The sequence below is a fragment of the Paenibacillus sp. MDMC362 genome, assembly GCF_003269305.1.
GTDB lineage: Bacteria > Bacillota > Bacilli > Paenibacillales > Paenibacillaceae > Paenibacillus_AQ.
The window spans coordinates 52,022-66,568 of sequence record NZ_QLYT01000024.1 but is presented as its reverse complement, the minus strand read 5'-3'; the positions used below and the strand labels follow the sequence as shown (position 1 = coordinate 66,568).

The window sequence follows — 14,547 nt, the reverse complement described above, 5'->3', positions numbered from 1 at the left end:
CGACAACCCCCTGTCATTTGGAATTAATCGACAGAGACGGAATCCTGGTGCATTTCACCTGATTGGGACTTCGGTCTGCCAAATTCCTGCTCCGCCTGACTTTCGCTCTTAATATCGATCTTCCAGCCTGTCAGCTTCGCTGCGAGACGAGCATTCTGGCCTTTGATCCCAATCGCAAGCGAGAGTTGATAATCCGGAACGATTACACGCGCCATCTTCTCATCTTCAAATACTTGAACTTCAAGTACTTTGGATGGGCTCAGCGCATTGGCCACGTATTCTTCCACCTGATCGGAATAACGCACGATGTCAATCTTTTCGCCGCGAAGCTCATTGACAATCGTCTGTACGCGCATACCCTTAGGTCCTACACAAGAGCCAACCGGATCGACTTCATCGTTACGGGAAAACACCGCAATTTTGGAGCGGAATCCAGCTTCGCGTGCAACCGAGCGAATTTCAACAACACCGTCAAAGATTTCCGGCACTTCAAGCTCGAACAGGCGCTTCAATAGGCCCGGGTGCGTACGGGACAGCATAATCTGCGGTCCTTTGGTGGTGTTCTCAACCTTGGTAATGTACGCTTTGATCCGGTCGCCATGCTTGAACTTCTCGTTAGGCATAAGCTCGGTAAGCGGCAGAGCCGCTTCGATCTTGCCAAGGTCGATATAGATGTTACGTAAATCTTGACGCTGCAGCGTACCCGTTACGATATCATCTTCCTTGTCAATAAAAGCGCTGTAGATCAGGCCGCGTTCGGCTTCTCTAATGCGCTGGGTAACAACTTGCTTTGCCGTTTGAGCTGCAATCCGTCCAAAATCACGTGGCGTAACTTCGATTTCCGCTATATCTTCAATCTGAAAATGCGGATTGATTTCCCGGGCCGCATGCAGCGAAATTTCAGTCCGCGGATCCAGCACCTCTTCCACAATCAGCTTCCGCGCGAACACCTTGATAACACCCGTATTGCGATTCATGTCTACCCGTACATTTTGCGCCGTGTTGAAATTACGCTTGTAACTCGAGATCAGTGCCGCTTCAATGGCTTCAAACAGCACATCCTTACTGATGCCTTTTTCTCTTTCCAACTCATTCATCGCTTCAATAAAATCCATACTCATTGAAAATCGGTTCCCCCTTTCAAAACTTCCGTTTAAAAAATGATGGCCAATCTGGCACTGGCTACTTTTGCATATGGAATCACGTACTGTTTCTTGACGGTTTGAATGACTAGTTCCTCGTTATCAAAGGATTCCAGCTTGCCTTCAAACTCTTTCAACCCGTTAATCGGCTCGTATACCGTAACAAACACGTTCTTGCCGACTGACTTCGCAACATCCTCTTTTTTCTTCAGGGGACGTTCCGCGCCAGGAGAAGAGACTTCAAGAAAATAAGCTGTCGGGATCGGATCGTTCTCGTCCAGCTTCTGGCTCAGGTATTCACTGATTAAACCGCAATCGTCAATGTCAATGCCGCCGTCTTTATCAACAAACACGCGCAAGAACCAGTTGCTTCCTTCCTTAACGTATTCCACATCTACCAGTTCAAAGCCGTGTTCGTCCAAATACGGCTGCACCATTTCTTCCACAGTCGTTTTAATCTTTGATGTGCTCAAAGAACATAACCTCCAAGTTGATTTCCTATATACCAAAGAGTAAAGAGTGGGTTGCCCCACTCTTTACACAACGGTTTTATCTCCATGATTACCAAAAAAATTATAACATAGTCTGGTAATAGTGACAAGTATGACTCCTTGACTGTCAAGGCGTCACGGCCATGAAAGAATGACAAGAATCAGAACAATGACAACTGGTTGCTCTCCGGCAGACCGCGGAAGCATCCCATTTGGGTCAACAGCTCCACGGCGGTTTTGCTTGCCTTCGATTTTTGCTGGAAATCCTCGATGGAGAGGAATTCTCCAAATTCACGCGCGGCCGCAATGTTGCGGGCGGCGTTATCGCCGATTCCCGCAAGCGCAGAGAACGGCGGTATGAGCGAGTTTCCATCCACCTTAAATCGGAGCGCGTCCGATTCATACAGATCGATGTTCTTGAACGTGAAGCCCCTCGCCGTCATCTCCAGCGCCATCTCCAGAATCGGCAGCATCCCTTTTTCTTTCGGGCTTGCTCCGAAGCCGAGCTGCTCGATTTCTTCAATCCGGCGATAAATCGCCTCATAGCCCTGGCAGCATAATTCGATATCGAAATCCTCGGCACGCACCGAGAAGTATGTTGCATAATATTCGATCGGATAATAAAGCTTGAAGTAAGCCGTCCGCACCGCTGAGATAACATACGCGGCGGCGTGGGCTTTCGGGAACATATACTGGATTTTGAGACAGGAATCAATGTACCACTGCGGCACTTTGCATTTCTTCATCTCGTCAATCCATTCCTGTGACAATCCCCGGCCTTTACGTACGCTTTCCGTAATCTTAAACGCGAGGCTTGCGTCCATGCCAGCCTTATATATCAGGAACAACATGATATCGTCGCGGCAACCAATAACGGTTTTGATGTTGCATGTCCCATTCTTGATAAGTTCTTGCGCGTTGCCGAGCCAAACGCCGGTTCCGTGTGACAGACCCGAGATTTGCAACAAGTCGGCAAAACTCGACGGCTGCGACTCCACCAGCATCTGACGTACGAATTTGGTACCCATCTCCGGCACGCCGAAGGTGGCCACCGGCGAGCGTATTTGCTCCGGCTTGACACCCAGCGCTTCCGTTGAGTTAAACATGCTCATCACTTTCGGATCGTTCATCGGAATGGTCGTTGGATCCACGCCGGTCAAATCCTGGAGCATTCTCATCATCGTCGGATCATCATGCCCGAGAATATCCAGCTTGAGCAGATTCGCTTCAAAGGCGTGATAATCAAAATGCGTCGTTTTCCACTCTGCGTTGACATCGTCCGCGGGGAATTGCACCGGCGTAATTTCTTCCACTTCGATGTAATCCGGCACAACGACAATACCGCCGGGATGCTGGCCTGTGCTCCGCTTGACGCCGGTACAGCCTGATGCCAGCCGATTCAATTCCGCGCCCCGCCAGCGCTTGTTGTTGTGTTCCTCATATTTTTTGGCAAAGCCAAACGCCGTCTTCTCTGCCACGGTGCCGATGGTACCGGCACGGAATACGTTCTCCTCGCCAAACATCTCTTTGGTGAAATTATGGGCATGCGGCTGATATTCACCGGAGAAGTTCAAGTCAATATCGGGAACCTTGTCCCCTTTAAAACCCAGGAAGGTTTCGAATGGTATATCCTGTCCCTCGCCTTTCATCATGTTTCCGCATTCCGGACAAGCTTTGTCCGGCAAGTCAAATCCACTCGGCACGCTGCCGTCCAGGAACCATTCGCTGTGCTTGCAGTCGCTGTTCAAGCAAATGTAATGGGCGGGAAGCGGGTTAACCTCGGATATGCCGAGAAATGTGGCAACGACGGATGAGCCTACCGAACCCCGTGAACCAACCAAATAGCCGTCCCGGTTCGATTTCTTAACCAGTTTCTCGGAAATCAGATAGTTCGCCGAGAAACCGTATTTAATGATCGGCTCCAGCTCTTTTTCCAACCGGGCCACTACGACTTCCGGCAAGTTCTCGCCATAAATGGACTTGGCCGTGTCGTAGCAGGTGTTGCGGATTTCTTCATCCGCGCCATCCAGAATCGGCGTAAACAGCTTATCCGGGAACAACTCCAACTCTTCAAAGCGGTCGGCCAGCTCGCTGGTGTTCGTCACAACTACCTCATAACATTTGTTCTGTCCCAAAAACTCGAACTCTTCGAGCATCTCTTCCGTAGTCCGAAAATGCGCGTCAGGCTTGCGCATATCCTTGAGCGGGCTGAAACCGGTAATCCCATGGATGGTAATGTCCCGGAACAGCTTATCCCGCGGTTCAAGATAGTGCACGTTTCCTGTGGCGATGACCGGCTTGTTCAGCTTTTCGCCGATGCGCACGACTTTGGAAATTGCGGTTTTGATCTCTTCGGGACTGCCTACCAAGCCTTTGTCCACCAAATGCATATACATCGTCAACGGCTGAATCTCCAAAACATCGTAGAAGTCCGCAATCTCTTCGGCTTCCTCCTCCGTTTTGTTCAGCACCGTTTCGAAGAACTCCCCTTTTTCGCAGCCGGAAAGCACCAGTAACCCGTCTCGCATCTCTTGAAGCTTGGATTTAGGAATACACGGCACTCGCTTGAAATATTCGGTATGCGACATGGAGATCAGCTTGTACAGGTTTTTCTTGCCCGTCATATTCAGAGCATAAATACCGCAGTGGAAAGGACGGGTATTAGACAAATCCGTGCCGACGTAATCATTGAGGCGATCCAGCATCTTGACGCCTTTGGTTTTGTCCACATCGCTAAGGAGCCCGTTCAGGATTCCAGCCAGCGCAATCGTATCGTCAATCGCTCGGTGATGGCTTTCGAGCAGTACCTTATACTTGTCCGCCAATGTGTTGAGACGATGATTCTTAAGTCCCGGATGCACCAGACGCGCAAGCTCCAGCGTATCCAGATAGGGGTTGCCGAGCGTATCCATCCCGGCATTCTTGAGTGCTGCCTGAATAAATCCCATGTCAAATCGAGCGTTGTGAGCCACAAGCACGGCATCCCCGACGAATTCAACAAACTCTTTCAATACCGGCTCCAGTTCAGGAGCATCCTTAACCATATCATCATTGATATTGGTCAATTGCTGAATATGGTATGGAATGCGCTCATGCGGGTTAACGAAAGTGGCGTATCGGCCAATTTCCTTGCCCTCGTTCATCTTAACTGCGGCCAGCTCGATAATCTTGTTCGCGGTGATGGACAAACCTGTGGTTTCAATATCGAACACCACGTAAGTCGCACTGCTCAGTTCAATCGGCTGTGCCTGTTCCACGATATTGACGGCATCATTCACAACGTTGGCCTCGACGCCGTACAACATTTTGATCCCGTGTTTCTTTGCGTTCTTGGCTGCTTCAGGGTAACATTGCACCCCGCCATGATCACTAACGGCAATCGCTTTATGGCCCCAAGCAGCCGCGGTCTTGATGTATCGGTCGATCGGCGTGACTGCGTCCATCGTGCTCATCGTTGTATGCAGATGGAATTCTACCCGTTTCTCGGCTGCATTATCCTTACGAGATGGCGGCGCCGGCACTTCATTGAGATCGGACGGAATCATCACCAGCTCCGGCACCTGCATAAACCGGTCATATTCCACGCGCCCGCGTGCCTTCACCCATTTGCCGTTCTCAAGCAAGCTCAGGACCTTCAAGTCCTCCTTGGTCTTACCAAACATTTTCATTTGCAAGGAATCGCTGAAATCCGTCAGATAGAATGTGAATAACGTACTTCCGTTACGAAGCTCCTTACGATCCAATCCGAAGATGGTCCCCTGAATCGTAATTTTCTTCTCTTCGTCTTGGATTTCCTGAAGCGGAACCGGCTGTTCCTTGATATCATACCCAACCTGCAGCCGAACCGCGCCCTCTTCCTCATCCTCGGCATCCAGCTCAGCTTCCATGCTGCTCATGATCTGCTCGATGACCTCGCGTTCTTCTTCTCGCTTCCTCTGCTCGAACTCCTCGTAAGCCGCCTGACCATTATCGCCGACCTGCATTTTCACGCGCAGCGTCAGATCGAAATATTGCCCGAAAAAGCGGGTAATGGCGGAATCGATCTGTTTCTTGCGGGCAAGCTCCAGCGACATGCCATCCGGCATGGAGAGAAGGACTTGCCCATCTTCCACCTCGTATTTAGCCCTTGTCATCCATCCGTTAACCGAAGGGATTTCCCGATGTGCCCATTCTAGAAACAACCCCCAGTATTCTTGCACGATATCTGCTTCGGGAACGCTGCTTCCGTACCGGAACACAAATTTGATCTTCGCGATGTGCCCCATCTTCTCCTGAATTCTCAGACAAAATGTGCGATAGACCTCAGCTGGAACCAAGGTCTCCTTCAGAACGGTTATTCTCCAGTCCTTGCTGGCCTTGCTTGTCTCAACCTGCTCGATCACACCATCCAAAAAATAGGGTTCCACCAGATTGGCCGGAACTTCTCCCTGCTTGATCAGCAGTTCAAATCGCTTCCTTTTATCTTCTGTTGTGCCCATGGTTCCCTCCCCCTGCATTACATAAAGCTATAAGGAAAACTTCTATCGACGTACACGACCGCGTTAAGCGGATGTAAAAAATAGAATAAAGCTTCCGCCGGCAGCACCCATTCGTCCTGCCCCAAAAAGCAAGAGCGTCCGCCATACTGCCATCCGGAAGCTTACTCCAGATGATGAATCCCGGTTCTGGACGAAGGATTCCTCCCTCACCCAAACTTGCCGGACATTCATATTATCGATTTACTAGTACGCTCTCGCGAACAGCACGGTATGTTTCGCATCTTCACCGCATACGAGACACTTGGTTTTCTTCTCGGCCGGTTCGAACGGAATGTTTCTGCTCGTAGCACCGGTTTCTTGCTTGACAGTATCTTCGCAAGCTTCCGAACCGCACCATCCAGCCAAGGTAAACCCGCGTTTTTCCTCCATGCTGTCCTTCATTTCATCCAGCGTCTCCACGGAATAGAAATGATCCTCACGGAACTGCTTCGCGCGCTCGAACATTTCCTGGTGCACCTGCTCCAGCATATTCTGTACTTCCTGGGTCAGATTCGCTTGCTCTACGATTTTCTTCTCGCCTGTAATACGGGAGACAAGCACGCACACGCCATTCTCCATGTCACGCGGTCCGATCTCCAGACGCACCGGTACTCCGCGCATTTCATACTCATTGAATTTCCAGCCTGGACGCACATCCGGATTGTCGTCAACGCGTACGCGGATGCCTGCGGATTTCAGTTCACGGAACAATTCGTCCGTACGGCCCACAACCGCGTCTCTCGTCTTCGGCGGACCAATTGGAATCATGATCACTTGCGTTGGCGCGACTTTAGGAGGAAGCACCAATCCGCGGTCATCCCCATGGACCATAATCAACGAACCAATGAGACGTGTGCTGACGCCCCAGGATGTCGTGTGAGCGTATTCCAGCGTATTTTCACGATTCAAATATTGGATGTCAAAAGCTTGCGAGAAGTTGGTCCCCATATAATGCGAAGTACCAGCCTGCACAGCTCGTCCGTCTTTCATCATCGCTTCGATCGAGAACGTATCCACGGCGCCAGCGAATTTCTCCGAAGGTGTCTTCTGCCCTTTGATTACCGGAATGGCGAGGTAGTCCTCTACGAATTGCTGATAGATATCCAGCATTTGCATGGTTTCCCCTCTAGCCTCTACTTCCGTTTCGTGCGCGGTATGGCCTTCTTGCCATAGAAACTCACTCGTGCGAAGGAACGGCAGCGTGCGTTTTTCCCAGCGGACCACGTTAGCCCACTGGTTAATCAGCACAGGGAGATCACGATAGGATTGAATCCATTTGGAATACATGTGCCCGAACATCGTTTCGGAAGTCGGACGGATCGCCAGACGTTCCTCCAGCTTCTCTCCAGCTGCTTCCGTGACCCATGGCAGCTCGGGATTAAATCCTTCGACATGCTCCTTCTCTTTTTGGAAAAAGCTCTCGGGAATGAACAGCGGGAAATACGCATTCCGATGGCCCGTTGCCTTAAAGCGGCGATCCAATTCTTCCTGGATATGCTCCCAGATTTCATAACCGTCCGGTTTGAAGACGATGCAGCCTCTGACTGGAGAATAATCCATCAGGTCCGCTTTTTTGATGACATCGATATACCAGCGCGAGAAATCTTCCGCTTGCGGCGTAATCTCCGTCACGAATTGTTTATCCTTCGATTCCTTAGACATATAAATCGTGTGCCTCCCATTAGTAAAACGCACGGTCCAAACCCTGATTAAACGGCTTGACTGCGTTATTGGCGATATGTGTGAACGAGCTGCGGCTGTATAGCCCGCCCTGTATTTATAGTAACTCCACTTGCTAAATATCGTTAATATGAAAATCTGCTAAGAATAGAAAAGGTACGGCTTTTCGTTGCGGCTGGCGCACCGAGCCGTACCCTAGGTTTTTTATCCGTTGATCAAACGCAAAATATCGTTATAGGTTACGGCTATCATTAACAGGAACAGCATCGCAAACCCGACAAAATGAACCATGCCTTCTCTGTTCGGGTCAACTGGCTTGCCCCTTAAAGCTTCGATCCCTAAGAATACGAGCCGGCTTCCATCGAGTGCCGGTATCGGCAGCAGATTGAATATGCCCAGATACAAGCTTAGAATAGCTGCCCAATAGGTGAGCTGTTCGATACCCTGCTTGGCGATTTGCCCCGTTACTTCGAACGTCCGTACAGGACCGCCAAGATCATCCATGGAGAACTTCTGAATCAACTGTCTGAAGCCCTGGAAGATAATATTCGTTGTATCTACCATTGCGGTCCCGGACCCGGCAATTGTCTCCCCAATCCCTGCGGATCGGGTAGGAAGCTCTGGAACAATCCCGACCTTGCCGCCTTCCTGGCCCTCCATCGTCCGCGGAGTTAAGGTCAGATCAAATGATTCCTCACCCCGGCGCACCGTCCATTCCATCGGCTTGTCCTTGGACGCCGCAATCAATTCGATCATCTTCTGATAATCGGCACCAATGGCAGTGCCGTTAATACTCTCGATGATGTCTCCCTCTTTCAGATCGGCTTCATCTGCAGGCATGCCTTTGGTAATCTCGCCAATCTGCACATAGGTTGGGTTCTCAACCGGTATGCCGGCCATTTGAATGTGAAGGGCAAACAGCACGAAGGCCAGAATGAAGTTCATGACAGGACCGGCAAAAATCGCAAGCGCTCTTTGGCCAACAGTTTTACTGCCGAATTGACGGTCTCTCGGTGCGATCTGCGTCTCGACACCTTTGGCTACCGTCAAGGCTTGCGGATGGATTTCGAATTGCTGGAATTCACCATCCACATCTAGCCTAACCGACAAACGGTCCACCATATCCATAAACTGGACTTCGCCGCGAATGACATTTTTACGGTTGTCGAGTTGATCCAGATAAATCTTTTTCACTTGATTCTCCGCATTCAATCGAACCGCAATCGTCTGACCGGGCTGAATCTCGACAAGTTCCGGATCTTCCCCGGCCATACGGGCATATCCGCCGAATGGAAGAAGACGAAGCGTAAACTGCGTTTCATGGCGTTTATATGAGAACAGCTTTGGACCAAATCCAATCGCGAACTCGCGTACCAAGATTCCGGCACGCCGGGCAAAATAATAGTGACCCCATTCGTGCACGGTAACGATCACAAAAAACATGAGCACCGTTAAAAAAACGACCCGAACCATTTCCAATTCTTTACATCCCCCTTTTCCTCTGAGAACGCAGTATGTCCCTATAGATTATCATTATTCTCCTGTCGTCCACAAGAGAATCACAAGCTGTCCGCTTTTTTTCAAGGGAGATTTCAAAAAAGACTTCAAAACCTATAGTCGGGAAGCTAATTCACGTGAAATCCGATCGCTCTCTTCAATCGTTTCCAGTGCCGGTTCCGGTTCAACATGATGGCTTTGCAGCACTTCCTCAATGATCTCTTCAATTCGCAGAAAAGAGATTTCGGCCCGGAGAAACCGGGCGACGGCAATTTCATTAGCGGCGTTGAATACCGTTGGCGCCGTCCCACCCATTTTACCACATTCATAAGCAAGCCTTAAACAAGGAAAACGTTCAAGGTCCATCTCCCGGAAATGCAGCTTGCCCGCTTCCGCCAAGGATAGCCTTGGCGCAGGCGAAGACCACCGTTCCGGATAGGTCAGCGCATATTGAATCGGAACCCGCATATCCGGGTTGCCGAGCTGGGCAATGATACTCGAGTCGCGGAATTCCACAAAAGAGTGAATGATGCTTTCCGGGTGAAGCAGCACAGAAATATTGTCGTAAGGAATACCATACAACCAATGGGCCTCGATCACCTCAAGCCCTTTGTTGACCATCGTGGCCGAATCAATCGTGATTTTGGCACCCATGGACCAGTTGGGATGTTTAAGCGCATCCTCCACCGTAACGTTGACCAGCTGTTCCCGTGTGTAATCCCGGAATGAGCCTCCTGAAGCCGTCAGCGTGATCCGTTCAATATCTTCATGCCTCTCTCCGTTCAGGCATTGGAATATGGCGGAATGCTCGCTATCGATCGGCAAGAGTTTTACCCCTTTGGCAGCCGCTCGGGCCGTGACCAGATGACCTGCCGTTACCAACGTCTCCTTATTGGCGAGCCCAATAGTCTTCCCTTCATCAATCGCTGCAAGCGTAGAAGACAGCCCCATGCTACCAACCACCGCTGTAACCACCATTTCCGCATCTGTTGCTGCCGCAATCTCGATCAAGCCTTCATGACCATGGAACACCTCGGTTCCGGCAGGAAGGTCATGCCTTATGCTGTCAGCAAGCTCTCTGGTGGCAACGGACACTTTACGCGGAGAAAACTCCTTGACCTGCTGAAGCAGCAGGTCCTTATTACTCCCTGCAGCGAGGCCCTCAATCTGAAAATGTTCCCGGTGTTTCCTCACAACATCCAAAGTCTGGGTACCTATGGAGCCAGTGGAGCCGAGTACGCTGATCTTTTTCATGCAACATCTTTCCTTTCATCAGTAAGGCAGGAGACTCAATATATGTACAAACGGAAATACGACGATCCAACTGTCACATCGATCCAGTATCCCTCCATGGCCCGGCAGCAGTTTGCCCGAATCTTTGATGTCATACACCCGTTTATAGGCGGATTGCACCAAATCCCCGAGTTGACCGATAACAGCGCATGAAAGTCCGATCAGAATCGCTTGTCCAGCCGTCAGGAATCCATCTGAGAAGAATGAAAAGAGCAGAGATGTGAACACGGCGATGACCACACCGCCGAGCGCACCCTCAACCGTTTTGTTCGGACTTATGGAAGGCCACAGTTTATGGCGCCCCATGGCGCGTCCGACAAAATATGCTCCCGCATCACTTGCCCAGATCGAGGCCAGAAGCAGAAAAGTCCAGAATACGCCATGGCCGTCAGGAGCATGTCGTGATTCGGCGATAAAGGAAAATCCGATTCCGATATACGCTGATGCCATAAACAATAAAGAAACCCGTTTGATATCAATTATATTCTTCGTCGTCACGGTCGCCAGTAAAAATAAAAGCAGCAGGAGCCAAAGCACATGTTCCCACGGGATCTGAAAATTCAAATCAAGCGGACCCCATGGAAACACAAGCAACAGTACCCCCGCATATCCAATCCACGCCGTTCCCCCGAACGGTGCCGTATTGGTCATGCGCACAAACTCATAATAACCGATTAGCGCCATCGCCAGAATCAGAAGATGGTACCACAGACCGCCTATGAAACATAATCCTAAAAAGACCGCTCCCGCTATAATTCCGGTAATCAATCGCTGTTTCAAAACGTTCCATCCTCCATCGGCTACGAAAGTCCACCGTAGCGCCTTGTTCTTTGTTGATAATCGGCTACGGCCTCCACCAAATGGTCTTTGGTAAATTCCGGCCAATAGGCATCCGTAAACCATAGCTCACTATACGCGAGCTGCCACAGCATAAAATTACTTAGCCGCAGCTCGCCGCTTGTGCGGATCAGTAAATCCGGATCCGGCAATTCGCCTGTGAGGAGCCGCTGGCCAATCAGTTCCTCTGTAATATCCTCAGGACGAAGAATCCCGTCTCGCACTTCTCGTCCGAGCGCCTTGACACTTTCGGTGATCTCTTTCCGGCTTCCGTAATTGAGCGCAAAGTTAAGCACAAGTCCGTCATTGCCGGCTGTCTTCGCAACTGCTTCTTCCATCGCAGACACGGTATGGGACGGAAGGTCTTCCGGATGCCCCATCATGCGGACCTGGACATTTTTTTCGATCAGCTCTTCCAGCTCGATAGCCAGGAACTCTTGCGGAAGCTTCATCAGAAAATCGACCTCATCCTTCGGACGCGTCCAATTTTCTGTCGAAAAAGCATACATCGTCAATATTTTGATTCCCAAATCATCGGCGGCAATAGCCGCTCTTTTGACAGCCTTCATGCCATTCTGATGGCCAACGATTCGCGGCATTCCGCGCCGTTTCGCCCAGCGTCCATTACCATCCATGATGATGGCCACATGATGTGGGATGTTGTCCGGAGAGAGCTGATGCGTCTGCTGACTGTCCTCCTGATTCAACCACGATCGAACCCGTTTGATCATTCCATTTCCTCCAGGCATCTTTCTGCAAAAAAAGAGACAAACCCCACCATTGACAGGAGGGGCCACAAGTCTCTTATACTTCCATAATCTCTTTTTCTTTAGCAACGAGGACTTTGTCGACTTCTGCGATAAATTTATCCGTCGCTTTTTGGATATCTTCCTGATGTCTCCGGGACTCGTCCTCGGAAATATCTGTTTTCTCCAATTTTTTGATGTCGTCGTTGGCATCACGGCGAATGTTGCGGATGGCCACTTTCGCTTCCTCGCCGAATTTCTTCGTCATTTTCACCAGTTCGGTTCTGCGTTCTTCGGTCAGTGCAGGTACGACGAGACGAATTTGATTACCATCATTCGCCGGCGTCAATCCGATATCCGATTTCATGATCGCTTTCTCGATGTCGGCCAAGGACGACTTGTCCCAAGGCTGGATCATGAGCGTTCTTGAATCCGGCGTGCTGATGTTAGCCAGCTGATTCAGCGGGGTTGGTGCTCCGTAGTATTCAACCGTGATCCGGTCGAGTAGCGCTGGCGCTGCCCGTCCTGCGCGCAGCGTTGCCAGGTCACGCTTCAAAGACAAGATCGCTTTTTCCATGCGTTCTTCTGCATTCTTTTTCACCGATTGCGGCATTAATCTACACTCCCTTTGACGATCGTTCCGATTTTTTCGCCCAGAACGACGCGCTTGATATTACCTTGCTCCGTAATAGCGAAGACGATGAGCGGGATGTTGTTGTCCATACATAACGATGAAGCTGTAGAGTCCATTACCCCAAGGTTTTTGTTCAATACGTCTAGATACGTCAGCTGCTCGTACTTCTCGGCAGTTTCATCCTTAAATGGATCAGCGGAGTACACTCCGTCCACCTTGTTCTTCGCCATGAGAATCACTTCTGCTTCGATTTCCGCTGCGCGAAGCGCTGCAGTCGTATCGGTGGAGAAGTATGGGTTACCCGTTCCTGCCGCAAAAATCACGACACGACCTTTTTCCAAATGCCGAATGGCTCTGCGGCGAATATACGGCTCCGCAATTTGCTGCATTGAGATAGAGGTTTGTACCCGAGTCGGCACATCGATCTGCTCCAAAGCATCCTGAAGAGCCAAAGAGTTCATTACCGTAGCCAGCATTCCCATATAATCTGCTGTCGCACGGTCTATTCCGTTCGCGCTGCCGGCGATACCGCGCCAGATGTTTCCGCCGCCGCATACGATGGCGACCTCCACACCAAGCTCAACCACCTCGCGAACCTGCTCAGCGATCGATGAGATCGTCTCAGCATCAATACCATATCCATTCTGCCCTGAAAGGGATTCCCCACTGACTTTCAATATCACTCGTTTATATACTGGCTGTTCCAAATGATAACCCTCCACTTTAAGACGGCGCCTAAGTATACGACGCCCGTTTGAAAAACGACAGACAGACACACCGGCACTGCTTGACGGTTTATAAAAATCGGGTAAAAACATCCGTCCCAAGTAGAAACTTCTGGTCGTCTAATCAAGACTAAAGTCCATTCTTTCTTGTGAGATAAGGGTGCCTTACTCCGAATTTACAACAATCTTATCTCTCTTATGCCTTTATATCTCTTAAAAAAGAAGGAACACAGGTGTGTTCCACTCTTTTCTATACCTTATATTAGCCTATTCGGCTTATTTATTCACCTGGGACATAACTTCTTCAACGAAGTTGTCTTGTTTTTTCTCCAAGCCTTCGCCGAGTTCAAAACGTGCAAAACGACGGATGGAGATGTTCTCACCGATCGTGCTGATTTTTTCGTTAAGCAGCGTGTTGATCGTTTTGTCAGGATCTTTGATGAAGGATTGCTCAAGCAAGCAATATTCTTCATAGTATTTGTTGATGCGGCCTTCAACCATTTTCTCAACGATTTTTTCAGGCTTGCCTTCGTTCAGGGCTTGGTTTTTCAAAATCTCTTTTTCTTTTTCAAGCTCTTCAGTTGGCACTTCTTCACGACGAACATATTTTGGGTTAGCAGCCGCAATATGCATAGCGATATCGCGAGCAAACTCTTTAAATTGATCCGTTTTACCTACGAAGTCGGTTTCACAGTTGATTTCAACGAGAACGCCGATCCGTCCGCCGCCGTGAATATAAGACTCTACAACGCCTTCAGTTGCAACACGGCCAGCTTTGTTAGCTGCTGCAGACAAACCTTTTTCGCGAAGTACTGCGATCGCTTTGTCGATATCACCATTTGTTTCATCCAGCGCTTTTTTGCAATCCAGCATGCCCGCGCCTGTTCTTTCGCGAAGTTCTTTTACCGCACTAGCTGTTACTGCCATTAGAATTCCCTCCAAATTGGTATGATGAAGTTTTGCGTTTGGACCTCAAGAAAAACCA

General features: G+C 49.8%; 11 protein-coding genes. All 11 read right to left on the bottom strand.

Going from position 1 to position 14,547, the window contains the following annotated elements; all coding sequences use genetic code 11:
* Nucleotides 1-23: 23 nt before the first annotated feature.
* Nucleotides 24-1,121 (bottom strand): transcription termination factor NusA, encoded by a 1,098-nt coding sequence (nusA, locus tag DP091_RS12760; protein WP_071220118.1) that lies wholly within the window; start codon nucleotides 1,119-1,121, stop codon nucleotides 24-26.
* Between the two features lie 32 nt (nucleotides 1,122-1,153).
* Nucleotides 1,154-1,615, bottom strand: coding sequence for a ribosome maturation factor RimP (gene rimP / locus DP091_RS12755; protein WP_071220117.1), 462 nt, complete (start codon nucleotides 1,613-1,615; stop codon nucleotides 1,154-1,156).
* 179 nt (nucleotides 1,616-1,794) lie between these two features.
* Nucleotides 1,795-6,111 (bottom strand): PolC-type DNA polymerase III, encoded by a 4,317-nt coding sequence (locus DP091_RS12750; protein ID WP_113058659.1) that lies wholly within the window; start codon nucleotides 6,109-6,111, stop codon nucleotides 1,795-1,797.
* A 243-nt stretch (nucleotides 6,112-6,354) separates the two neighbouring features.
* Nucleotides 6,355-7,812 (bottom strand): proline--tRNA ligase, encoded by a 1,458-nt coding sequence (proS, locus tag DP091_RS12745; protein WP_071220115.1) that lies wholly within the window; start codon nucleotides 7,810-7,812, stop codon nucleotides 6,355-6,357.
* A gap of 222 nt (nucleotides 7,813-8,034) precedes the next feature.
* Nucleotides 8,035-9,303: an RIP metalloprotease RseP gene (gene rseP / locus DP091_RS12740; RefSeq protein WP_373456923.1), complete on the bottom strand. Its 1,269-nt coding sequence runs from the start codon at nucleotides 9,301-9,303 to the stop codon at nucleotides 8,035-8,037.
* A gap of 138 nt (nucleotides 9,304-9,441) precedes the next feature.
* Nucleotides 9,442-10,581: a 1-deoxy-D-xylulose-5-phosphate reductoisomerase gene (locus tag DP091_RS12735; RefSeq protein WP_113058657.1), complete on the bottom strand. Its 1,140-nt coding sequence runs from the start codon at nucleotides 10,579-10,581 to the stop codon at nucleotides 9,442-9,444.
* Nucleotides 10,582-10,599: 18 nt separating this feature from the next.
* Nucleotides 10,600-11,400, bottom strand: a complete 801-nt coding sequence (locus DP091_RS12730; protein WP_113058656.1) for a phosphatidate cytidylyltransferase — start codon at nucleotides 11,398-11,400, stop codon at nucleotides 10,600-10,602.
* A gap of 20 nt (nucleotides 11,401-11,420) precedes the next feature.
* A complete protein-coding gene (locus DP091_RS12725) occupies nucleotides 11,421-12,188 on the bottom strand; it encodes an undecaprenyl pyrophosphate synthase (protein WP_071220111.1) in 768 nt (255 codons plus the stop codon).
* A 73-nt stretch (nucleotides 12,189-12,261) separates the two neighbouring features.
* On the bottom strand, nucleotides 12,262-12,816 hold the full coding sequence (gene frr, locus DP091_RS12720; protein WP_006211296.1) for a ribosome recycling factor: 555 nt from the start codon (nucleotides 12,814-12,816) through the stop codon (nucleotides 12,262-12,264).
* Entirely contained in the window at nucleotides 12,816-13,544 is a 729-nt protein-coding gene (pyrH, locus tag DP091_RS12715; protein WP_006211297.1) for a UMP kinase, read from the bottom strand. Before pyrH ends, frr begins: the two co-directional genes overlap by 1 nt.
* A 294-nt stretch (nucleotides 13,545-13,838) precedes the next feature.
* The gene (gene tsf, locus DP091_RS12710) at nucleotides 13,839-14,489 is read right to left on the bottom strand and encodes a translation elongation factor Ts (protein WP_113058655.1); all 651 of its coding nucleotides are present in this window, start codon (nucleotides 14,487-14,489) and stop codon (nucleotides 13,839-13,841) included.
* Between the last annotated feature and the right edge of the window lie 58 nt (nucleotides 14,490-14,547).

Excerpts from the sequence above, each read along its gene's own strand:
- nusA (WP_071220118.1), bottom strand. The coding sequence starts at position 1,121 with ATGAGTATGGATTTTATTGAAGCGATGAATGAGTTGGAAAGAGAAAAA.
- DP091_RS12750 (WP_113058659.1), bottom strand. The coding sequence starts at position 6,111 with ATGGGCACAACAGAAGATAAAAGGAAGCGATTTGAACTGCTGATCAAG.
- proS (WP_071220115.1), bottom strand. The coding sequence starts at position 7,812 with ATGTCTAAGGAATCGAAGGATAAACAATTCGTGACGGAGATTACGCCG.
- rseP (WP_373456923.1), bottom strand. The coding sequence starts at position 9,303 with ATGGTTCGGGTCGTTTTTTTAACGGTGCTCATGTTTTTTGTGATCGTT.
- DP091_RS12735 (WP_113058657.1), bottom strand. The coding sequence starts at position 10,581 with ATGAAAAAGATCAGCGTACTCGGCTCCACTGGCTCCATAGGTACCCAG.
- DP091_RS12725 (WP_071220111.1), bottom strand. The coding sequence starts at position 12,188 with ATGATCAAACGGGTTCGATCGTGGTTGAATCAGGAGGACAGTCAGCAG.
- frr (WP_006211296.1), bottom strand. The coding sequence starts at position 12,816 with ATGCCGCAATCGGTGAAAAAGAATGCAGAAGAACGCATGGAAAAAGCG.
- tsf (WP_113058655.1), bottom strand. The coding sequence starts at position 14,489 with ATGGCAGTAACAGCTAGTGCGGTAAAAGAACTTCGCGAAAGAACAGGC.